This is a genomic window from Campylobacter sp. (assembly GCF_052170435.1).
Lineage (GTDB): Bacteria > Campylobacterota > Campylobacteria > Campylobacterales > Campylobacteraceae > Campylobacter_A.
Map to the genome: position 1 here is coordinate 1 of NZ_JBQNAN010000018.1, position 22,109 is coordinate 22,109.

The 22,109-nt window shown below is 47.0% G+C and carries 21 protein-coding genes and 1 pseudogene; 1 reads left to right on the top strand and 21 read right to left on the bottom strand.

Annotated elements, in window-relative coordinates; genetic code table 11:
* From ACTTJF_RS07680 to ACTTJF_RS07760, 17 genes and pseudogenes are all read right to left on the bottom strand, one after another.
* Positions 1-354, bottom strand: a pseudogene (locus tag ACTTJF_RS07680) (hypothetical protein); the annotation flags it as partial.
* 278 nt (positions 355-632) lie between these two features.
* Positions 633-1,160, bottom strand: coding sequence for a threonine/serine exporter family protein (locus ACTTJF_RS07685; protein WP_442551444.1), 528 nt, complete (start codon positions 1,158-1,160; stop codon positions 633-635).
* On the bottom strand, positions 1,153-1,935 hold the full coding sequence (locus ACTTJF_RS07690) for a threonine/serine exporter family protein (protein WP_442551445.1): 783 nt from the start codon (positions 1,933-1,935) through the stop codon (positions 1,153-1,155). The genes ACTTJF_RS07685 and ACTTJF_RS07690 overlap by 8 nt, the downstream gene beginning before the upstream one ends.
* Complete coding sequence (locus ACTTJF_RS07695) at positions 1,932-2,399, bottom strand: DUF4149 domain-containing protein (RefSeq protein ID WP_442551446.1); 468 nt, start codon at positions 2,397-2,399, stop codon at positions 1,932-1,934. Before ACTTJF_RS07695 ends, ACTTJF_RS07690 begins: the two co-directional genes overlap by 4 nt.
* Before the next feature lie 155 nt (positions 2,400-2,554).
* Positions 2,555-3,403 (bottom strand): peptide chain release factor N(5)-glutamine methyltransferase, encoded by an 849-nt coding sequence (gene prmC / locus ACTTJF_RS07700; RefSeq protein ID WP_442551447.1) that lies wholly within the window; start codon positions 3,401-3,403, stop codon positions 2,555-2,557.
* A complete protein-coding gene (locus ACTTJF_RS07705; RefSeq protein WP_442551448.1) occupies positions 3,390-4,595 on the bottom strand; it encodes a M48 family metallopeptidase in 1,206 nt (401 codons plus the stop codon). The genes prmC and ACTTJF_RS07705 overlap by 14 nt, the downstream gene beginning before the upstream one ends.
* An 8-nt stretch (positions 4,596-4,603) precedes the next feature.
* Positions 4,604-5,734 carry a hypothetical protein gene (locus ACTTJF_RS07710; protein WP_442551449.1) on the bottom strand — a complete coding sequence of 377 codons (1,131 nt, stop codon included), beginning with the start codon at positions 5,732-5,734 and terminating at the stop codon, positions 4,604-4,606.
* Positions 5,735-5,739: 5 nt separating this feature from the next.
* Complete coding sequence (locus tag ACTTJF_RS07715) at positions 5,740-7,101, bottom strand: sodium-dependent transporter (protein WP_442551450.1); 1,362 nt, start codon at positions 7,099-7,101, stop codon at positions 5,740-5,742.
* Between the two features lie 169 nt (positions 7,102-7,270).
* Entirely contained in the window at positions 7,271-9,211 is a 1,941-nt protein-coding gene (locus ACTTJF_RS07720) for a BCCT family transporter (RefSeq protein ID WP_442551451.1), read from the bottom strand.
* A 141-nt stretch (positions 9,212-9,352) separates the two neighbouring features.
* Positions 9,353-10,810: a DKNYY domain-containing protein gene (locus ACTTJF_RS07725; protein ID WP_442551452.1), complete on the bottom strand. Its 1,458-nt coding sequence runs from the start codon at positions 10,808-10,810 to the stop codon at positions 9,353-9,355.
* Between the two features lie 8 nt (positions 10,811-10,818).
* Positions 10,819-11,040, bottom strand: a complete 222-nt coding sequence (locus tag ACTTJF_RS07730; RefSeq protein WP_442551453.1) for a hypothetical protein — start codon at positions 11,038-11,040, stop codon at positions 10,819-10,821.
* 152 nt (positions 11,041-11,192) lie between these two features.
* Positions 11,193-12,488 carry a histidinol dehydrogenase gene (hisD, locus tag ACTTJF_RS07735; protein ID WP_442551454.1) on the bottom strand — a complete coding sequence of 432 codons (1,296 nt, stop codon included), beginning with the start codon at positions 12,486-12,488 and terminating at the stop codon, positions 11,193-11,195.
* Positions 12,485-13,519 (bottom strand): 1-aminocyclopropane-1-carboxylate deaminase, encoded by a 1,035-nt coding sequence (locus tag ACTTJF_RS07740; protein ID WP_442551455.1) that lies wholly within the window; start codon positions 13,517-13,519, stop codon positions 12,485-12,487. Before ACTTJF_RS07740 ends, hisD begins: the two co-directional genes overlap by 4 nt.
* A gap of 40 nt (positions 13,520-13,559) precedes the next feature.
* Positions 13,560-14,627, bottom strand: coding sequence for an OmpA family protein (locus ACTTJF_RS07745; protein WP_442551456.1), 1,068 nt, complete (start codon positions 14,625-14,627; stop codon positions 13,560-13,562).
* Entirely contained in the window at positions 14,614-15,951 is a 1,338-nt protein-coding gene (locus tag ACTTJF_RS07750; protein WP_442551457.1) for a MotA/TolQ/ExbB proton channel family protein, read from the bottom strand. The genes ACTTJF_RS07745 and ACTTJF_RS07750 overlap by 14 nt, the downstream gene beginning before the upstream one ends.
* An 8-nt stretch (positions 15,952-15,959) precedes the next feature.
* Positions 15,960-17,024 (bottom strand): class II fructose-bisphosphate aldolase, encoded by a 1,065-nt coding sequence (gene fbaA, locus ACTTJF_RS07755; RefSeq protein WP_442551458.1) that lies wholly within the window; start codon positions 17,022-17,024, stop codon positions 15,960-15,962.
* Positions 17,025-17,034: 10 nt separating this feature from the next.
* Positions 17,035-17,847 (bottom strand): peptidylprolyl isomerase, encoded by an 813-nt coding sequence (locus tag ACTTJF_RS07760; RefSeq protein ID WP_442551459.1) that lies wholly within the window; start codon positions 17,845-17,847, stop codon positions 17,035-17,037.
* A gap of 109 nt (positions 17,848-17,956) precedes the next feature.
* On the opposite strand from ACTTJF_RS07760, the gene nth reads away from it, so the two are divergent.
* Entirely contained in the window at positions 17,957-18,592 is a 636-nt protein-coding gene (gene nth, locus ACTTJF_RS07765) for an endonuclease III (protein WP_442551460.1), read from the top strand.
* A 472-nt stretch (positions 18,593-19,064) separates the two neighbouring features.
* Here the strand turns inward: nth and ACTTJF_RS07770 are convergent, their stop codons facing one another.
* From ACTTJF_RS07770 to ACTTJF_RS07785, 4 genes are read right to left on the bottom strand one after another with little or no spacing between them, the layout of a single operon-like run.
* Positions 19,065-20,342, bottom strand: a complete 1,278-nt coding sequence (locus ACTTJF_RS07770) for a M20/M25/M40 family metallo-hydrolase (RefSeq protein ID WP_442551461.1) — start codon at positions 20,340-20,342, stop codon at positions 19,065-19,067.
* Positions 20,343-20,357: 15 nt separating this feature from the next.
* A complete protein-coding gene (locus ACTTJF_RS07775; RefSeq protein WP_442551462.1) occupies positions 20,358-20,618 on the bottom strand; it encodes a cation transporter in 261 nt (86 codons plus the stop codon).
* Positions 20,611-20,940, bottom strand: a complete 330-nt coding sequence (locus ACTTJF_RS07780) for an aryl sulfotransferase (RefSeq protein ID WP_442551463.1) — start codon at positions 20,938-20,940, stop codon at positions 20,611-20,613. Before ACTTJF_RS07780 ends, ACTTJF_RS07775 begins: the two co-directional genes overlap by 8 nt.
* On the bottom strand, positions 20,937-22,010 hold the full coding sequence (locus tag ACTTJF_RS07785) for a transglutaminase-like domain-containing protein (RefSeq protein WP_442551464.1): 1,074 nt from the start codon (positions 22,008-22,010) through the stop codon (positions 20,937-20,939). Before ACTTJF_RS07785 ends, ACTTJF_RS07780 begins: the two co-directional genes overlap by 4 nt.
* Positions 22,011-22,109 lie beyond the last annotated feature (99 nt).

Here is a 22,109-nt window from a genome sequence, read left to right on the forward strand (position 1 = left end):
AGTATTCGCATAAAGCTGTAACACCAAATCTTTTGCCTCGTCCATGGTCTCGGGATCTTTGGCTCGCAGGGTTTTTATCTGCTCAGGCGTATATTTCTTAGACAATATGTCATCGATTTGGTTTATGGCTTTAGTTATCCAGCCTTCCTCGCTCTCGTCCACCTTGATAACTTCGTCCGCAAGTTCCTTGATAGGTCTGCTTTGATATATCTGAATTTGCCTTTTTACGCCTTCTTTGCTTTTTGAAACTTGCGTTTGCTCGTTCGCCAGGTTCGTCTTAGCGGTTTTATCTGCAGGAGTTAAATTTGACTTGAAATTTGCCGTAGAAATATTTAAATTTGAGCCGCTTATCATTTTAATCCTTTAAAACGAGTTTTAAGCTATATCGGCAAATTTGAGAAAAAATTTAGGGTAAAGATAAGAAAGGCTATCAAATTTAGCCCCCGTTTCGAGAGCTAAATTTGATCCAAATTTGACGGATTGCCAAATTTTAACAAAACAATTAGCGGAAGTATTTTAAGACGGATTTAAATGCTGCGACGAAAATTTTGTCCCAAGACTAGGCGTGCAGTCTGTCGCAGGGCGAAATTTTCTAGCTTATTTAAAGACGCTTAAAAGACGCCGCACAAATTTTACTTTTCGCCGGGCTTTTTCGTCGCTAGATCGCACTTAGCGCCTCTAGTTATCATCAAGGACTGATCGTAAAACAAAATAAGCACCACCGAAACGCCCACGCCAAGCGCTAGCGAGACCGTCGTAGTCGTGATCGCGTTATCGAAAAATATGATTAGATATTCGTTTTTCTTAGCGATATCGGGCTCGTTTAGAAACGAAAACAGCGCCAAAATGCCTTTATACGCGTAAACTCCGGGCACCATCGGCAAAAGTGCGGGAAACGCGATGATCTCGGCGGGCACTTTGAGCCGTTTGGCAAAGAGCATACCTAAAATCCCGCTCAAAAAAGAGACTATGAGAGTGGCAACGCTGATGTTAAAAAATCCCATCTGCATGATCCAAAAGCGGCTAGCGTGCGCAAATGCCGCAAGCAGCGCACAAAATGCGAGAGTCCTTTTAGGCGGCGAGCTAGCGTAGGCAAAGCCAAGCCCCGCCACCGCCGCAAAAGCGCCGTCTATAAGAGTTGCAGTAAAAAGCTCAAACATGTAAAATCTCCGCATTGCTAAGCGAGAGCGTGATATAGACGCCCACTGCTATGCAAAGTATCAGGATGCCCGTGCTCACGGCTCTACTGATGCCTACAAGCGTGTTGTCGTTTAGGATATCAAAGACCGAGTTTATGAGAAAAACGCCCGGCATCAAAAAGAGTATCGACGAGCCGATCGCCACGTCGCTAGTGTGCGTAAAGCCGTAAAATACGCCAAGATAGGCGATAAACGAGACGACGAACGAGACTAGGACGTACTGGATTTTTAAATTTACGCCCATTTTAGCAAGCGCAAATTTGAGGCTATAGCCGACCAAAGTCGCAAAAAACACGCAAGCCACCGAGCCCATATCGCCGCCAAAAAGCTTGCAAAACGCCGCATTTGCAAAGCTGATCAAGACAAGCGAGCTGGCAAATTTGTTTGCGCCTATACGCATGACGCCCTCAAACTGCTCTTTGGCTTCATCAAGGTTCAAATTTTCATCCAAGATCCGCCAGCTAAGCGACGAAAGCTCGGAAATGCGGCTAAAGCTCACCTGCCCTAGCGGGATCTTTTTCACGTAGGTTCTGCGCAGGGAGTTGTCGGCCGAGTCCATGACGCTAATGGTAAAATACTTCACGAAAATCGTCACGCTAACGTCGTATCCGTAGCACCTAGCCACGCGGTCTACGCACTTTTCGACGCGCGCAGTGTAGGTGCCAGCGCTCACCATCGCCGTCGTGTAATCAGAGAGAAAATCGGTTAAAATTTGGATATCGGGCTTTGCGCTCATTTTTGGGCGGTTTTAAATTTGATAAAAAACAAAGCAAGCTGCGCAAACAGCATCAGCTTCATCGTCCACTCGCTAGCCGCGTGCATCTGCGCAAACTCGGCCGTCTGCGTCGCCGCCTCGCCCGCAGCCTGCGCGTCCATGATGAAAGGCGTGAAGTAAAATACGAACGAGAGTGCGAGGGCTAAATTTATCGCGCAAAGCATACCCATGCTAAATTTAGCGGCGAATTTGACGCTAGATCTAAACGAGGCAAGCTCACAAAGCGCGATCAGGACGCTAACGGCTAGCAAGGCGTAGTTAAATTTAACAAATATCGTAGCCATCAGTTTACCGCTTTGAAAATGCGTAAGCACGCCGCCACCCAGAATGCTCTGCGGATAAAAAATCGTGGGTGCAACCAGAGCGCCCAGAGCGAGCTCCGTGCCGATGAGCGCGCCAAGAAGCAAAAAATAAACGCTTTTCATAATTTTCCTTTTTTTGATTTACTGCACGCATTTTAGGGTTATAGCATTTAAAATCCGCTAAATTTGAGTTAGAAGGGCGGAAATTTGCAAGCTATAAATTTGACGCAAGCTCGGTCAAATTTGGTTTATCGCAAAAGCCCAAATCGCGTGCAAATTTAAAAATTCGCAAATATATTTCGCGCGACGAATCCGCGGTCAAATCCGGCTAAATCCTTGTAAAACTCTGCCTCGAACCTGTTAAATTTAAGCGCGCTTTGCATGCTTTCTTTTTGGTCGTAGCCCATCTCGCAGGCTAGGTATTTTACATCGCGATTTTTAGCGACGAGGATAATGTTTTTTAAGATCTCGTCGCCCGCCGCGCCGCCAAACAGCGCCTCGTGCGGCTCGTTTAGTACGAATTTATCAAGCTCGTAGTCATGTGCGATATAAGGCGGATTTGAAACGAGCAGGTCAAATCGCCCGTAAATTTGATCCAAATACGCGCATTTTACGAACTCTATCCCATCCTCTACGCCAAATTTCGCCGCGTTTTGCCTAGCCAAATTTAACGCCTCGTCGCTGATATCGGAGGCTATGATTTTAGCGTTTGAGTTTAGTGCCAGGCAGATGCTGATTATCCCGCTTCCCGCGCCTATCTCGGCAACTAGAGGCGGCCCCTTTAGCGCGGGTAAATTTGATAAAATTTCAAGCGATTTTTCGACTAAAATTTCAGTCTCCGGACGCGGGATCAAGACGCCCTTTTTTGCGTTAAAGCTAAGCCCGTAAAAGCCTGCCTCGCCCGTGATATATTCTAGCGGCTCGTGATTTGCAAAACGCTTTGCGAGCGCGAAATATCCGTCCGCATCATCAAGCTCGCTGGTTAAATTTAAAAATATCCACTCGATTTTTACGCCAAGATGCTTCGTTAAAAGCGCCTTGGCTACGCGCGCCGGATTTGCGCCGCTTATCTCGCACGCTGGAGCTATCTGCGAGGCGGCGGCTTTTAGCGCGTCATTTACCGTCATTTTCGAGCTCGTTTATACGCTCAAAAAGGCTCGGGTGCGAGTGATAGAAAAAGGCGTAGAGCGGATGAGCCTTCGGGAAGGCCTTATTTTCGGAGCCTAGCTTTTTTAGCGCGCTTATCATGTCGGCTTTGTTTGAGATTTCGCCAGCGAATTTATCGGCGCCAAATTCGTTCGCGCGGCTAAAATACGAGCTAATAGGCGAAAATAAAAACCCAAAAATCGGTGAAAAAAGCAGTAAAAACACGATCACTCCGCCGCCTACCGGGCTAAGCCCTAGAGCGCCGTACGCCGCGTCAGGGATGTTGCCAAATATAAAAAACATCGCAAAAAGCATAACCGCGCTTAGAGCGATCATTTTTAGGATATCTTTGTGCTTAAAGTGTCCCAGCTCATGCCCCAAAACGGCGATTATCTCCTCTAAGCTTAGTTTTTTAACGAGCGTGTCAAAAAGCACCACGCGTTTAGTCGCGCCAAGGCCGCCAAAATAGGCGTTTAAGCGGTTGTCGCGCTTGCTAGCGTCTATCGTAAAAACGCCGCTACTTTTAAACCCGCACCGCGCTAAAAGCCCTTCTATACGACTTTTTAACTCGCCCTCTTCTAGCGGCTGCATTTTGTTAAAGATAGGCGCGATGAGCGTCGGGTAGATAAGATTTATCACGAGCGCGACGCCAAAGCTCAGCAAAAACGCCCAAAACCACCAAAAATCGCCCAAAAATCTAATGCAAAGCAACACCAGCCACACAAATAGCGTGCCAAACACCAGCGTTAGCACGAGCGTTTTAAGCAGATCGAGCGCGAAAATTTTAGGCGTTACGTTTGAAAAGCCGAGCCTTTTATCTTTGACAAAGGTTTCGTAGATGTTTAGCGGTAGCTCCAGCAACGACGAGATGATCATAAAGCTCATCACAAAGATGATATGATCTCGCAATTCTCCCGTTTTATAGGCGCTTTCATACAGCTCGCCCAGCCCCCAGCACGCCCACATCATAAATATCGCTGCGTGATAAAAAAGGCTTGCTATCTCAAATTTTTGATTCGTTATCGCTGCGGCGGCGGCGGTTTCGTATTCATTCTGCTCTAGTACGACGGCCGGCTTTTTAGCCTCTGCGCGGATAAAGCCTATCTGCAAAATCGCCAAAATCGCCTTTGCGGCGACGTAAAAAAAGTAAATACCGAGTAAAAAATAAAACATATCTTCCCTTAAATTTTATAAAGACTAAAGCAACCGTAGTCGGTGCGCACGGCCAAAAATTCCTCGCCGTTTATGCGCTCAAATTTCGCCTCGCAGCGCTTCACAACGTGCGAGAGCTCAAAGCTAAGCCGCAAATTTCCGCTTTTTAGATCGATGATGTGAGCCTTGTCGTAGCTGATTAATGCAAGCCGCGAACCGTCCGCGCTAACGCAAAGCTCGTCCGCCTCGGCGCATTCGCCGTGCAGCCACGCAGGCTTAAGCCGTTCGCCGTTTGCAGCGTCAAGGCAAATTAGCTTGCCTGCGTAGCGCTCCTTGCCTAACACCGAGCCGTCCGCCAAAAAGCAAATTTTATCAAAAATGCCGAAATCGCCTCCGATCTCGTTTAAAATTTCGCCGTTTATCGTGCTTAAAATTTTGATCTCGTTTTGCTTGCAGTGAAGCGCCAGCCGCATGCCCTCATCGCTAATCGCGGCACACAAGATCGGCGTATAATTTTTCATTTCGGATTTATACTCGGCCAGAGGCGAAATCTCGTCGCCGCGCAAAGTAAAAATTTGACCAAACATCGCAAACGCCACCGTATCTTTCGTAGCGCAAACAAAGCTCGTAAATTCTTTGCTGTTTTTAAAGCTCAGCCATTGAGAAAGATCGCTAAATTCGCCCGTTGCGGGATCAAATTTAAAGATAAAATGATCCAGATCCAAAAGCAAAACCTCGCCCGCGGGCTCAGCCCGCCATGCAAGCGGCTTTGGCAGGACGATCTGCTGCTTTACGGCGCCGCTCGCGTTCAGCCTGATGAGAAAATCATCCAGCGTGCCGCCCTCTTTATAGCCGCCGCATTTATAGACGAAAAGCTCGCCTTCCGCGCCCGCAAAGGCCAGCGCGCCCGTATATCCGCCGCCGATATAGACGTGCAAACTAGCCTCGCCCGCTTTGGCGCCCGCGTTTTGCAGGACGTAGCCTTTCTTTAGGCTTTCCCACTCTTTTTTCGCGCAGGCTTTTTGCGCCTCGTCTATGCTGGCAAACTCCTTTTGCGTCTGCCTCGTTTTGCCGTTTTTGACGCTCTCGCTGAGTAAAATTTGACTCTCTACGCGCAAATTTAGGCGGTCGCCGTTAGCTAAATTTACGAGACTTACCATCAAATTTACTTTAAAAAATTATCGTAAAACGAGCTGATAAAAAGCACCAAAATGATAAACGGCACGACGAATTTGATATACCAAAACCAGATATTTACGAGTTTTGCGTATTTTTCGCTGCCCTGCATTATCTCGCGTTTGGCTTCGTCTTTTAGCACCCAGCCGACAAATATCGCGCATCCTAGCGAAGTCAGCACGAAAAATATCGTAGCGCTGATGGCGTCGTATGCGTCAAAGATATTTTTACCGAAAATTTTAACGTCCGCAAGCAGGTTCGTAGCCATCAAGGACGGTAAATTTCCAAATATAAATATCGTGCCAAGCACCAGCAAAATCGCGCTTTTGCGCCTGATTTTAAATTTTTCCTGAAGCGTCGTGATGATGACCTCGTAGATCGGCAGCGAGGTCGTGAGCGCGGCGATCATCAGCAGCGCAAAAAAAGCCACCGCAAAAAATCCGCCAAAAGGCATATGCGAAAAAACGATCGGCAAGCTCTTAAACACGAGGCTTGGGCCGCTATCGGGCGATACGCCATAGCTAAAAAGCGACGGAAATATCATAAAGCCCGCAAGCACGGCGATGAGGGTGTTTAGGATGCCCGTGATGATCGAGATTTTAACCAGCCCTTCGTCCTTTTTAACAAAGCTTGAAAGCGTAATCATCACGCCAAAACCCAGCGAGAGCGCAAAAAATACCTGTCCCAAAACATCGACGAAAAGCTTTAAGCTTATCTTTGAAAAATCGGGCGTGAGGTAAAATTTGACCCCCTGTGCCACGCCATCTAAGGTCAAGTTTTTTACGATCATCACGATCATCAGTACGAAAAGTAGCGGCATGAGGTACTTCGCCGAGCGTTCTATCCCGCCGACGGCGCCCTGCACCAAGATCGCGTAGTTTACGAGCACGAACACGAGCGTCGCAAAGCTGATAGCCAGCGGATCGCTCACGATATTTTGCTCATAAAACGCGCTGGTGGCCTCAAAACTAAGCACCTGCGAGAGATCGAGCATACCAAATGCGATCTGCGCGATGTAGTTTAGCACCCAGCCGCCGATAACCATGTAGTAGGCCATGATGCCAAATGCCCCAAGCAGCCCCATCCAGCCCACGATTTTCCACGCCGGATTTATATTTTTACCGCCGAATGCGTCCACGGCATTGCATTTTAGGCGTCTGCCGATCGCGTTTTCAGCCAAAATCATCGGTATACCGATCACGATCATCGCGATACAAAACACGAGTACGTAGGCGCCGCCGCCGTTTTGCCCGACCAGATACGGGAAGCGCCACGTCGCGCCAAAACCGACCGTAGCTCCTGCAACGGCTAAAATGTATGTGAGCTTTGAACTCCACGATTTTCTATCCATATGTATACCTTTGTGAAAAAGAGAGATTATATAAAAATTTTATTTAAAGTTTTTAGAACCATCTTTGAAATTTAAAACAAATCTGGATTAAAATTTGTAAATATTATTAGAAAAAGGCTACTTGGCATAAATTTAAAGGCGTAAATTTCTATAAATTTACGCCAAATTATTATTTTCTAACGACATGCAAGAACTGCATATGTTTGCGGTACTGCTCGATGACGTCGTTTATCAGCGTGGCCTCGCTCCAACCAAGCACGTCGTAGTCCTGACCGCCCTCTTTTAGATATACCTCGGCCCTGTAGTAAAGATCGTCGCCCTCAAGCTCTCTGGTGTAGTCCGGGCTCTGGCTTTTGGTGAGATAGACGCCGTATCTAAAGTCCATCTCGTCGCCAAGTCCTACGTTTAAATTTACGAAATTTTCAGCCTTTGCGACATTTGCCTCAAGGCCGTTTTTGGCAAATTCCTCCTTTAGCTCGTTAAAGGCTTTTAGCACGACTTCGTTTAGAAATTTACTGCCGTCTTTTTTGCTTGGTAGCGTGATGATAGCGCTTAGTCGCTCTTGCCACGGCTTTGAAAGATCGCCAAGAGGCATGTTGTTAAAGTTATTTGTCTCTTTTTTGGTTACATCGACTCGCAGCGCCTTAAATAGCCCGTAAATGGCGCCAAGTAGCACGATCGCAAACGGTAACGCCGTAGTGATCGTGAGAGCTTGAAGCGAGCCAAGGCCGCCGGCTAGCATCAAAAATGCCGCCACGACGCCCACTGTAACACCCCAAAAGACCTTTTGCCAAACCGGCGTATCGTCCTTGCCGTTTGAGCAAAGCATGTTCATCACGATCGCCGCAGAGTCTGCTGAAGTGACGAAAAATATGACGATCATAAAGACTGCGATCGTGCTTAGCACGCCTGAAAAGCTAAATTTCTCCAAAAACATAAAAAGCGCCGAAGCCGAGTCGGAATTTACCGTGGTCGCAAGCTCGCTAAAGCCGCCTTGCACAAGCGCGATCGCCGAGTTACCAAAAAAGCTCATCCAAGCAAAAGTAAAGCCGGTTGGCACGAGAAGCACGCCTATGACGAATTCTCTTATCGTCCTACCCTTTGAAATTTTGGCGATAAAAAGCCCCACAAACGGCGACCAAGAGAGCCACCAAGCCCAGTACAGCAGCGTCCAACCGCCAAGCCAGCTCTCATTTTGCCTCTCGTAGGCGTAGAGATTAAAGGTGTTTGAGATCAGAGTCGAGACGTAGTCGCCGCTGTTTTGTACAAACGACTTTAAAAGCTGCGTCGTATCGCCCAAAAATAGTATCAAAAACATAAAACATATAGCTAGCGCGATGTTTGCGTTTGATAATATTTTGATGCCCTTATCCACGCCGCTTGCCGCTGAAACGGTCGCAGCCAGGCAAAGCACGATAAGAAGCGTGATGTGCATAGTCGGCAGGCCAAAAACGTGCGTAAGGCCAGCATTTACCTGAAGTACGCCGTATCCTAGCGAGGTCGCTACGCCAAAAAGCGTCGCCACGACGGCAAATGTGTCGATAGCGTTACCTATCTTGCCGTAAATTTTATCGCCGATGATCGGATAAAACGCCGATCTAAGCGTGAGCGGCAAGCCGTGTCTATACGAGAAAAAGGCAAGGATTAGCGCCACGATAGCATAGACCGACCATGCGCCCATACCCCAGTGAAAGAAGGTAATGTTCATAGCAAGCTTTTGCGCTGCGATAGTTTGTGCGTCGCCGACCGGCGGGTTTAGATAGTGCATGAGCGGCTCGGCCACACCAAAAAATACCAGACCTATGCCCATGCCGGCGGCAAAAAGCATAGAAAACCATGAGATATTTTTGTGCTCCGGCTTTACGTGATCGGCTCCGAGCTTAATCTCGCCAAGCTTGCTAAAGCCAAGGATAATGATACTTAGAAGTATGACGGCGACGGCCAGGATGTAAAACCAGCCAAATTTCGCCGCGATGTAGTTTTGCATACCTTTAAAAAACTCATTTGAGAAATTTGGAAATATCGCTGCAAATGCCGTTATTAAAAATATTACAACAAGCGATGGGATAAACACCGAATTGTTAAATTTTGACCTTTGAAATTTGATCATTTTTCTCCTTTTTTTGTAAATTTCAGCTTCATTTCAAAATAACAAAAAAGAGTAAATGGGTCAAATTTGTTCCTTAAATTTTGGACTAAATTTAAGGAGTAAAACACCTAAAAAAGGCGCTTTAAAAAATTTACGTTAAATTTATCCGTAATCCCTCTTTGCGCCTCTGGCTTTTGAAACGCCAAAGATGATCGCGAGGATAAAAACGATACCAAATGCGATATAAAGTATAACGGTCGGCTTCTCTACCTCAATGCGAGATAGCGCCGCCTCCTCGCCGCTAGCAGGTACTAGCGCGCCGGTTTTTATAAGCTCGTAAATATCTTTTGCCTCTAGCTTTTTACCCTGAAAGTACGGCGGTCTGGTTAAAATTTCAACAGCTCTAAGGTCTGCTATCTCGTAAACGCCCTCCTCCATATAAAACCCGTCGTAGTAGCTACCTACAAAATAGCTCTTGTTATTATCCGCAAAGACTGCGCCGTATTCGCCGCCGTTTACGTCGCCGATCTTGCGAAGTTCGCTTTTGCTAGCTAGCCTATAAAGCCCAACCAAGCGCGCGCTAACTTGCCTGCCGTGTCTAGAACGCGTCCACTCTTCGCTATTTTGCAAGAAGTAGATGCTCTCATCATCGGCAAATAGATCGGAGTAAAATCTGTAAATTTCGCCTTTGGGCTTAAAATTTGAAATCTTTTCAAGCTCGCTTTTACTCCTGTCCCAAAAGTAAACCCCGTCTTTGCCCGCAAAAATAGGCCAAAAGATATATGAGTCGCCCTCGTTATAAATAGGCGTAAAAGGCATCGCCTGCTCGCTAAATTTATGCCCGTTTGCAAAGACAGCTCCGCTCTTTGGCTCAAAAAGATAGTGCGTCTCACGGGAAAGATCGGTCGCTATCTCCCGCATCTCGTCCGTGTAGCTCACGTCAAGCTTCACCCCATCCAAAAATACGCTTTTGCCGTCTGTGAAATAGTCCGTTTTTTGCTCTTTTGTAGTTTTTATAAATTTTAACCCGCTAGCGTTTGCGTCTAGCTTTTCGCCCTTATAATAAAGCGTGTTGCCGTCTTTTGCAAAGCCCATGTCAAAAATAGGCTCTAAATTTACGCTACCGACTCGTACGTTTTTATAAAAATAAGAGCTGTCATCATAGCTTTTTATAAAAAGATTAGCAACGCTTTTCATAACGGCGACAAACTCGTTAAATCCGGGCTTTTTCTCGCTTTTTGCGCTGCAAAAGTAGCTTATCTTGTCATCGGTTAGATAGCCGTTGCCAAGCAGACGAACGCTTTTAGGATCAAGACCTTGCAAGATCTTTGTCGAGCAGTAGACGTTGTTTTTATCGGCGCCAACGTTTGAGTAGTAGTAAAGATGGGGCAAATTTAAGACGCGAAAGCTATCTTTATCCGCGCCCTTTAGCAAATACCTACCGCTATGCGCGATTTCAGCGTAAATTTCACCCTCGGGCGAGCGGTAAAAGCCGCTTCTATCGATATTTTCAAATTTGTTCTGACTCTGTGCTACGTAGTAGAAAAAAATAAGTATCAAATATGGCGCTACAAAAGCCGCGACAAGTAATATCACCCACTTTTTCTTACTCATTTTCATAAAATTTCTTATAACCTTTCCTTAGCCTTTGTATAAGAAGCCAAAACCGAAAAAGCAATGCCAAAAACTATCAAAAATATCAAAAACCATAAATTTTTATAGCTATTGTTGTGCTCGCTAACTGCCTCCGCTACGGGTTTGTCGCGTGCCCGCACCATAGCGCCGATACAATAAGTCTTATCGTCGCTTTCATAAACAGCGCCGTATGAGCCTTTTGACGCGAAGTCCATCGACGGGCAAAACCGACTTTAAACAAAAATGCGTTATATCTTGAGATGATTTTTGAAGTCGCGACGTAAAAATAAAACGGAGCGGACTGGTTGTCCGTGAGTATTTATTTTTACTAGCCCTTCAAAAAGCGTCCAAGAGATAACGCCGCAATTTATTTAAGAGCTTCGAGCCTAACCGCGACCGAACGCTTATGCGCCCCCAGCCCCTCGGCATCGGCTAGCTTCATGCACGCATTTCCCAGCTCGCTTATGCCTTTTGCGTTTAGCGAGATGAGCGAGGTGCGCTTCATGAAATTTTCAACCCCGAGCGGCGAGTAAAATCTCGCGCTACCGCCCGTAGGTAGCGTATGGTTCGGCCCGGCTAGATAGTCGCCCATCGCTTCAGGAGTGAAGTGTCCGATAAATATCGCTCCGGCGTGCCTGATCTGCCTAGCTAGCTCCATCGCGTCGTTTGTCGCGATCTCCAGGTGCTCGGGCGCTAGCTCGTTAGCCAGCCTCACGCACTCATCAAGGTCGCTAGCTACGATGATAGCGCCTTTTTTATCGATGCTAACCTGCGCGATCGGCTGCCTAGCTAGAGTCTTGATCTCTTCGTTGATATGCCTTTGCACGGCCGCGCCGAAGGCTTGATTAGGCGTTATGAGTACGGCGCTAGCCATCTCGTCGTGCTCAGCCTGCGAGAGCAGATCCACGGCGATGTGGCGAGGGTCGGCGCTCTCGTCGGCGATGACGCAGATCTCGCTAGGACCGGCGATCATATCGATATTTACTTCGCCGTAGACGAGCTTTTTAGCCGTCGCGACGTATATATTGCCGGGACCCGTGATGACGTCGGTTTTTTTGATCGTTTGCGTGCCGTAGGCCATCGCCGCTACCGCCGAGGCGCCGCCGACTTTATAGGCTTCCTTTATACCGCAGACATGCATGGCGGCTAGCAGCAGCGCGTTTACCTTGCCTCCGACGGCAGGCGTGCAGACCGCGATCTCTCCTACACCAGCGACCAGAGCCGGTACGGCGTTCATGAGAAGCGAGCTAGGATAGGCAGCCTTGCCTCCGGGGATATATAGTCCGGCGCGGTCTAGCGGGGTATATTTTGCACCTAGCAAAACGCCGTGCTCATCGTGCTCCATCCATGTTTTAGGCAGGCTTTTTTCGTGGTAGCTTTTGATACGATCAAAGGCTAAATTTAGCGCGTTTCGCAGACAGCTATCTATACCGTCGTAGGCCTTTTGCATCTCGTCGGTACCGATTTTTAGGCTATTTGCGTCAGATTTCCAGCGGTCAAATTTCTCTATCTGCTCAAAGAGCGCCTCGTCGCCTCTAGCGCGCACGTCCTCAAGTATCTGCGAAACGGCGGGCATAACCGCGCTCATATCGCCGTTTGAGCGGTTTACCAAAGCCGCGAAATAGTCCTTAAAATTTTCGTTACTAGTGAGTAAAAACTTCATCTCGTCTCCTTAAATTTTCTTTCGTATCTTAGTTTTTGACTGATATTTCCGAGCGCGCCGCCTTGATGGATGTATAAAATCTCGTTTTTAAACGCGCCCAGGTTTGCCACAATCGTTAAAAAGCCCACAGGATCGTAAATAAGCTCAAATTCTATCCCCGTTTGCTCGCATACTTCGCGCCAAATTTGATAAAGCTCCAGCTTTAGATCGCCGAAATGATATTTTTTGGGCGGCTGCAAAATGCGCGCCTTCGAGTTTGGCGTCAACGCCTCGATCTCGCTTTTTAGGTAGTCCACGTCGCCCACGCAAGGACAGGTAAAAACGTCAAATTTGACGTGCTTAGCCAAAAACGCCGCGGACGTGCCGGTACCTGAGGGCAAAAATATATCCACGGTTTTACCCTCCGCATCCGCCCAGCGCTCTATCTGCCTAGCCTGCGAGATAAAGCCCGTCTCCGCCTGCGGCTGCCAAACGCCCTCGTTTATAAAAAGCGAATCGCCGATGAAGCAATCCTGCGCGGCGGGTAAATTTGAGCTTGTTTGATCTGCGGATTTTTCAAAATTTGAGCTTTTATGGCTTATGCATTTGCTGGATTTTACGCCCGCGAGCTCCATTTGTTCGTCAAATTTGCTCAAATTTAACCCGCCGGCGTCTTTTAAATTTGACCCGTTTTGGCTGCGATTGTCCGTTAAATTTAACATCTCGCCGCCGCAAATCTCACTCTCTTTTAGCCCGGCTAGCTCATAGGCTAAAGCCCTAGCTCGCGCCCGTCTATCTTTATCTACATATATTTTCGTCCCGTTTTCAAGGGCGAATTTAAAATTTCCGATCGGATTTGCCGCTAAATTTGAGTTTAAATTTGAAACTACGTAGTGAAACTCGAGGCCTTTCATCTTTGCAAAAACGCTTAGGCTATACATCGCGTTTGACTGGCTAGAGCCGTAGCTAACGACGCGCTTTATACCGCCAAGACCAGCGTGCAAGAAATACTCTAGCTTTCTAGCTTTATTGCCGTTAAATTCGCCGTCCATCAGATCGTCGCGAAGTACGTAAAACTCGAGTCCGTTAAATTTAGTCTTTTGAATACTTTTGATTTTGCCGCTCCAAGAGATCTTGCATCTCTTTCATCGACTCTTTGTCCGAGATCGAAAATTTGATCTCGATGCGCCTTGAGGCGTCGGGGTCTTCTTTGCCGTTTTTCATCACCAGATCGCTAAAACTGCGCCCGCTAGCGATGAGATAGTGCTCTAGGCGCTTGTCCTTGTTCCACGAGTAGATAAAATCCAGCACCGAATACGCGCGCTTTTGCGACAGATCAAGGTTGTACATATAGCTGCCTACGGAGTTCGTATGCCCCTCGATCACGATCCTATCGATGTGTTTTGCGATCTCTTCGTTGTTTAAAATCGCCTCGAAATAAGTCTGCAAAATTTCTTTTAGGCGCGCTTTTGCTTCGTCCCTTAGCTCGTACGAGCCCGTGTCAAAAAGTATAGACTCAGGCAGCGATACGACGCCCGAGCTAGGATCTATACTGACCTTGTTTCCGAGCTTGGCGCGTAAATTTGATATGACGTTTGAGCGAAGCGAGCTGATGTCTTTGATCTTGTCTTTTGTTTTATTAAAATCCTCTTCCAGCGCGGCAAATTTTGAGATTTCATCGCCGTATTTTGCGTTTAGTTCATTTAGCGCCTCGTCTTTTTGCGCTAAAATTTGCCCAAGCTGCACCACTCTATCTTGCAAATCCGCGATAGTTTTGTTTGCGTCGTTTAGATTTATCTCGTAGGTTTGGGTTAGATTCGTGAGTTCGTTTTTCTCTTTTTTGACGCCTTCAAGCATCTCGTTTACGAGTCTGTTTATATCGGAAAGCTCTTTATTTTCGCTCTTTGCGCGGTCCAAATTTGAAAAAATTTCTTTTATGACGTTTTCTTTGCGCACAAGCTCGCTTTGAGATGAGACGATTTGCTTTTCGCGCTCGCTCAAATCTTTTTGCAGTTTTGCTAGATCGCTTTGGCTAAGGACGTATTTTACGACGACGGCGCCGATGATGAGCATAAAAACAAACATCAGCCCGGCCATCAGGTCCGCATACGATATCCAAAAGGTCTGGTCGCCGCTTTTGCCCTCGCTACGCGTTTTCATCTAGCATACTCGCCTTTTCGATGGTTTGCAAGACTTCGTTTGCCTCTTTGTCGAGTTCGTCGATGTCTTGCCTTAGCCCTTCAATGAGCGCGCTATTATCCTCGTAAACTTCGCCGGCTTCGGCGTCAAAAGCCTTTTTAAACGCCTGCACGCCCTCGATCAGGCTCTCTTTAAAGCCCTCCATCGCTAGCTTTTGTTTTTCTAAAATTTCGCCGCTAAATTTAGAAAGCGACTCGCTAAAAATTTTGATGTTATACTCAAGCTCGCCCACGCTCTTTTCGAGCCTTGCCATGCGCTCGCCGCCCACGTCGTATAGACGGTTGTACTGCTCGGCAAATTTTAACTGCATGTCTTTGATGTTGCCGTTAAATTTATTGATAACGTTTAAGATTTCGGCATGGACCTTGATCAAATCTTTTTGATCTTTTGAGGATTTTAGCAGCGTATTCATCGTTTGTTTGATGTGCTCGCCGCTTAGTTTGACGGCCTCCTCTTCATTTTTCAAGATATTTGTAAAAGTTTTAAATTTAGCCTCGATAGTCTTATCCAACTCCTCAAAGAACTCAGCGTTACTAACGTGCTCAAATATCACTCCGATCTTCTCAAAGTGTCTTAAATTCTCTTGCAAATACCTTCTATCAAGCTCCTCTTTCGTCCAAAAAAAGTCGCTCGTAGCGTTTTTTTGTCTTCGCACCAGCGTTTCAAATTTGCTCGTTCCGTATTTTTCAAAAAATATCCACCAAAGCGCTAAAAAAATACCGTAGATAGAGACGTAAAACGCAGTCGCCACGCCGCTAAGAAGGGTCGAAATTTCAGCCTCAAGCTCCATCGTATTTGATGAGTTAAACTCCGGCATAGAAACCGCGATACTGATAAACGTTCCTAAAATACCCAGCATCGGAAAGATGCCAGCGCCCACAGAAGCAAAATTTTCGTTACGTAAATTTCTTGTGTAATAGGCGACAAATTCATCAAAACCGGCGTTTGATTTCGTATCTTTGCCGATAACCAAAAGATGTTTGATGATGTATTCTTTTAAATTTCGCTTGAAATCAGCTCCGCTTTGCTCAAAATAGCAGCAAGCAAGTTCGGCGCTATTTTTAGCAAAGATTAGCGAAATCACCCAAATAACGCCCATCATAATAACCGTGTGTAGGCCGATTTGGAAATTTATGTATCCAAAATACCCAAGAAGCGCGACGAGATAAATCGCCGTCGGCAAAAATACGATTTTCGCATATACGAAAAAAGACCGCCTGCTTTTTACTTCAGGTAGCGCCAAATCGGTGAAATTATCGCTTCTCGCTTCTTTTTTGGGTTCCATCGTGAGCCTTAATTTCTATTTAAGCAGTTTAAATCTTCAAATGCGGTTAGTAGGCGTTTTACCATCGACTCCTCGCCGCTTCGTAGCCATTTGCGCGGATCGTAGTATTTTTTGTTCGGTTTATCGTCGCCTTCGGGGTTGCCGATTTGACCTTGTAGATAGGCTCTGTTTTTTAGCTCGTACGCTCTCACGCCGTCCCAAAACGCCCACTGCGTGTCGGTGTCGATGTTCATTTTTACAACGCCGTAGCTGACGGCGTCTTTGATATCTTGCAGCTCGCTACCGCTACCGCCGTGAAATACGAAATTTACTGGTTTATCGGTTGTAGTTTGAAATTTATCCGCGACATATGCTTGCGAGTTTTTCAAAATTTCAGGTCGCAACACGACGTTGCCCGGCTTATACACGCCGTGAACGTTGCCAAAGCTTGCCGCTATGCTAAATCTATCGCTGATTTTACTTAGTCGCTCGTATGCCTGCGCGACGTCTTCAGGCTGCGTATACAAAAGCGCGTTATCAACGCCCGTATTATCCACGCCATCCTCTTCGCCGCCGGTTACGCCAAGCTCGATTTCTAGACTGATGCCAAGCTCGCTAAGCTCTTTTAGATACTTCTCGCAAGTGCTTAAATTTTCATTGAGGCTCTCTTCGCTAAGATCAAGCATATGTGAGCTAAAAAGCGGCACGCCGTGAGCTTTTTTGTATTCGCGGCTAAATTTAACCAGCTCGTCGATCCACGGCAGTAGTTTTCTAGCCGCGTGATCGGTGTGAAGGATCACCGGCACGCCGTAAGCCTTGGCTAGTAAGTGCACGTGCTGCGCACCCGCTACCGCTCCTAGTACGTCGGCATTACCGCAGGCTTTGCCGGCGTAAAAGCCGGCTCCGCCGTTACTAAACTGGATGATAACGGGTGAGTTAGCCGTCTTCGCCGCCTCTAAAACAGCATTTACCGAGTCGCTTCCGACCACGTTTACCGCAGGTATGGCAAAACCATGTTCCTTTGCGTATTTATATAGCCTAGTTACGTCATCGCCGCTTAAAACGCCGGCCTTTACTACGTCTAAAACACCCATTTTATCGACCTTATTTATATTCTACTTTAGCTTTTGCGCGAAGCTCGTCGCCTCTTTTTCTGATATCGTTTCTAAATTTCTCCATCTTTAGGTTGCCCTCGATTTGAGGTTTAACCTCGTTTAGACCTACGGTACCGGCAGCCTTGCTATCCTCTTTTAGGATTACGTGGTAGCCGAAATTTGATTTAACAGGCTTTTGAGTTACTTCACCTTTTTTAAGCGCAAATGCAGCGTCCGCGAAAGGTTTTACCATTTGAGATTGGCCAAACCAACCTAGTTCGCCGCCGTTAGCCGCAGAGCCTTGATCGGTAGATTTAGATTTTGCTAGCTCTTCGAATTTTTTAACCAGCTCGTCGCCTTTTAGACCTTTTAGCGCAGCTATTATGTCGTTTGCGTCTTTTTCAGTAGCCACTAGGATATGTTTGGCTCTTACTTGTGCAGGCACGGCAAATTCGGCTTTATTTTTGTTATAAAAGTCGCTGATTTCGCCTTCGCTAACTTTGATATTGTCGAAAATTCTCTTCATCCAAAGATCAAGCGCGAGGTTATTTTTTAGCTCTTCAAGCGCAGCTTTGTATTCGTCAGTCTTCTCTAGTCCGCTCTTTTTAGCCTCGTCTAGAAGTAGTTTTCTGTTGATAGTCTCATCGATCACTTTTTTTTGAGTGTCTTTAGGTAGTTGCTCTAAAGTTACGCCAGGCATAGCAGCAAGCGTGAAAGCCACGTCTTTATCGGTTATGGCAGTTCCGTTTACGGTGGCGTACTCCGCCGCGTTTAGGCTTAGAGCCGCAGCCAAACTAAGAGATGCGAATAAAATTTTATTCATCTTTGTTCCTTAAATTTAGATTTTTGCGAGGGTGATTATAGCAGGAAAGTCATTAAATATAAGTTATAATTCATCGAAAATTTAAATAAAAACGGCTAAAATCGGCGCTATGAGAACGAAAAAAGATATAAACGCTATCAAAAATTTATTTTTAGAAAATTTTAAAGACGCGGGCAGCGAGCTTAGATTTCAGAACCTCTACGAGCTGCTCGTGTGCGTGATGTTAAGTGCGCAGTGCACCGATAGGCGCGTAAATTTGATCACGCCCTCGCTTTTTGAGGCATACCCGGACGTCGCGAGCCTAGCGCAGGCAAATCTAGCTAGCGTAAAGGCGCTCATAAGCTCCTGTAGCTTTTTTAACAACAAGGCCGAAAATTTGATCAAAATGGCAAAGAGCGTGATGAGCGAATTTGACGGCGAGATACCGACGACCGAAAAAGAACTGATGAGTCTAGCAGGCGTGGGTCAAAAGACCGCTCACGTCGTGCTGATCGAGCATTTTGGATCAAATTTGATGGCGGTGGATACGCACGTCTTTCGCGTGGCGCATAGGCTTGGCCTTAGCCGGGGCAAGACGCCCGAAGCCGTCGAGCTTGATCTAACCAAAGCCTTTAAAACGCAGCTAAACACGCTTCATCAAGCGATGGTGCTTTTTGGTCGCTACACCTGTAAAGCGATAAAGCCAAACTGCAAAGAGTGCTTTTTAAACGAGCTGTGTAGCAGCAAGGATAAGAATTTTTCGTAAAATTTTAACTCAAGAACGCGGGCTTAAATTTACGCACTTAAATTTGACGGAATTTTAAAATTTGATTCTTGGTAGCTGTGTTTATTATGAACTACATTTTATAAAAACGCTACAAATTTTAAATTAAATTTGAATGCAAGAAGCCAAGGTGAAGTATTTTTGAGATGGATTTGAATGTTGTGTAGAAATTTTAAGTCAAGGCTAGACCTCTGCTTGCAGTTGCAGCAAAGCGAAGCAAAGGTAGTCTGCTGCAGACTTAAAATTTCAAACCAATTCAAAAACAACGTAGCGACGCCGCAGGCGGGGTTTCTATAAAAGCACTCGCGAGACAAGCCGCCGAAAATTTAAAGGCGAAGTATTTTTGTTCTAGACGAGGCGGATTTAAATTTTACGACGGGAGCTACCTAGTCGGTAGTGACCGAGTAAAATTTGAATCCAACGAAGTATAGGACAAAAAGACGAGCCGCTAAATTTACTGCAATCTAGCGATTATATTTCTTACGACTTCCGCCATCATCTCCACCGACGCTATCTCGCAGTGCTCGTTTACCGAGTGCGGCGAGTGGATGTTTGGGCCTATGGAGCAGGCTTGCAGCTCGGGCTGTTTTGCGACCAGTACGCCACACTCAAGGCCTGCGTGCACGGCGGCAAATTTAGCCTGAGGCTTTTGTTTTTGCAGCTCCTCAAGCACCAGATGCGCGAAGTCGCTGATGCACGGTGCCCAGTTCGCCGAGCGGTCGGTTACTCTAACCTCAAAGCCCAGCGCGCTAGCTAGCGTAGCGGTCTCAAAGCCAAGATTTTCTAGCCCCTCTCGCTTCATCGCGCGCCCGAAAAAATCAAATTCAATCACTTCGCCCTTTTGCTTGACGGTCGAGAGATTTATGCTTTCGTTTACCATGCCAAGCTGCGTGTCGTAGCTGCGCACGCCCTGAGCGAATGAGTTGATGAGCGCCAAAATTTTACCGCTATTTACCAGCACGTCCGCTTCGCCCTCACCCAGGCTCTTTACCCACGCCAGGCCGCGCTGCTTCGGTTCATGCGCGCACAGCGCCTTGCAAACGGCGTTTGCGGGGATCGAGTTGCTCCTCTCGCCAAAGTCCAGGCTGATGAGCTCGCAGCCCTCCTCAGCGAGGAATTTCGCTAGCAGCTTGGTCGCGTTTGGGATATTTTTATGTATCTCATTGCCAGAGTGTCCGCCGCTAAGCTCGGCTACTCCGATCTCGTAAATTTTACCGCTCTTTTTGACGGTCTGCGCGCCGATTTTTGCGCTTACGTTTATGCCGCCGGCGCATCCCAGCGTTACGCGGTCGTCCTCTTCGCTGTCTAAATTTAGCAAATTGGGCGATAAAATTTTACCCTTAAAGGCGTTTGCGCCCACGAGCCCGACCTCTTCGTCGTTGGTAAAGAGGCACTCTAAATTTGCAAACTCCCGCATCGCGCCCATCATCATCGCTACGCCGATGCCATCATCAGCGCCCAGAGTCGAGTTTTTCGCCCTTAGGATGCCGTCCTCTTCGATGAGCTCTAGATTCGGCGCCGCGCCCACACAAACCATATCGTAGTGGCTTTGCAGGCAAATTTTAGGCTCGCCCTTTACGGCGTGGATATTGCCCGCCTGATCGACGTTCACGCTAAAGCCCTGAGAGCGCGCAAAATCCGCCAAAAACTCCCTCATCTGCTCCGTTTCGCAGCTGCAGTGCGGTATCTCGCACAGCTTCTTAAAATCGTTCATAACCTCGTTTTTTTGCATGTTTGCTCCTTAAATTTACTTAACTATCTCGCCCGTGTAGCCCGTCGTTGCCACCGCATCTAGCAGCTGTTTCTCGCTCACGCCGTCTTTCGTCTCGACGCGGGCGGTTTTATCGTGCAGGCTAGCCTTAGCGCTGATAACGCCGCCCACCTTCAGCAGGGCTTTTCGCACCATCGCCGTACACAGCGGACAGTGCATCCCCTCGACTTTGATAACAAAATTTTGATTTGCAAACGCCACGCTTGCAAGCAGTAAAATAGATAGAATTTTATTCATAAATTTTTCCTAAAACTTCGGGGTATGATAGCAGAATAATCACAAAAACAGCTAAAAAAACGTAGATCAAGATCCACTTTTTACGGCGATTTGCGAGGTCGCAGGATTTTGGCTTTTTGAAAAAATAAAACGCGCTCGCTGCAAAGCAGATCGCGGCAAGTGCAGTAAAATAAGGCCTTAGCTCGGTTAGGCTCTCTATCGCTTCCGAGCTAAGCAGGCTAAATGAAGCGCCGAAAATCAAAAACAAAAGCGCGGGCAGGCAACAAAGAGTCGCCGCCAGCGCGCTCGCGACCGACGCCAGAGCTAGCCAAAAGCCCTTCATTTGACCTCTTGCGACTTGTAGTCGTAGCTAAATTCTTTCGGAGAATAGTAATTTAGCACGTTGTCATCAACTTCGCCGTAAGGATAGCCGAAGTTATTTAGCGGAAATTCCGCAGGTTTCGGCGATAGGACAAAGTCGCGCGCGTCGTTAAAGCCGATCCAGCACATCTCCCAGTTGCCAAACAAAAACTCGCGCACTTTAGCAAGCTTGCTATCGTCGTTGCTTAGCTTCTCGCCTAGGCGTACCTTTGCAACATCTGCGGGATCTACAGGGATCCAGCCGTAGCCTTTTAGGTAAAATTCCGCTCTGCAGTGCTGACCGCCAGAGATCGCCGCAAGGCCCTTTTCATCGGCTTTTCCCATCTCGTTTGAAAATCTACTCTGCCCTACCCTGATACCGAAAATCTCGCGTGCAGGTATGCCTACGGCTCTGCAAAGCCCCACAAATACGGAGTTTATGTCGGTGCATTTGCCCACCAGCTTGCCGCTTTCAAGTATCGCTTTTACGTCGCCCGTGCCGCAGCCTAGGACGCTGTTGTCGCGCTGCATGGTGTTTGCCACCCACGTGTAGATCGCTTTTGCGCGCTCCAGATCGCCTTTTACGCCTTTAGTTATTTCTTCGGCTTTTTGCTTTACGATGCCGTCATTTGGGATGTGCTGAGTAGGTTTTAGATAAAACTCCGTCTCAGGACTTAGCTTTTCGTTCGGGTTAAATTTAACCTTACTAAAGTCGGTGTTTCGTTCGAAGGTCTCGACTCTAAATTTAACGCTAAGCGTCGGTTTTGCCACCTCGGCGTAGTCCACGTAAAGCGTCGGGATCGCGTCGTAGTTCACCGACGGATTAGCGAAGTTGCCGTCAAATTTGATGTCGCTCACGCTTTGATATTCTCTGATGAACGGCAGCGGTATCCACAGCCTGGTTTTCTTGCCTGCCTCTAAAATTTCGTGATTTAGAGTTACGTCAAAAACCCTCTTGTTGCCCACAGCCTTGCTCCCTCCAAAAACGGTGCTCGGAGTTGCCATAACGGCGCCTAAAATCGCAGTGCTTCTTAAAAAATCGCGTCTTTGCATGAAATGCCTTGTATAAATAATAGTTGTCCCGCAACTCTTGGGCGGTATTTTACTAAGAAAGGCTAAATTTGGCTTTAAGTAGGGGTGTTTTCGCGTACC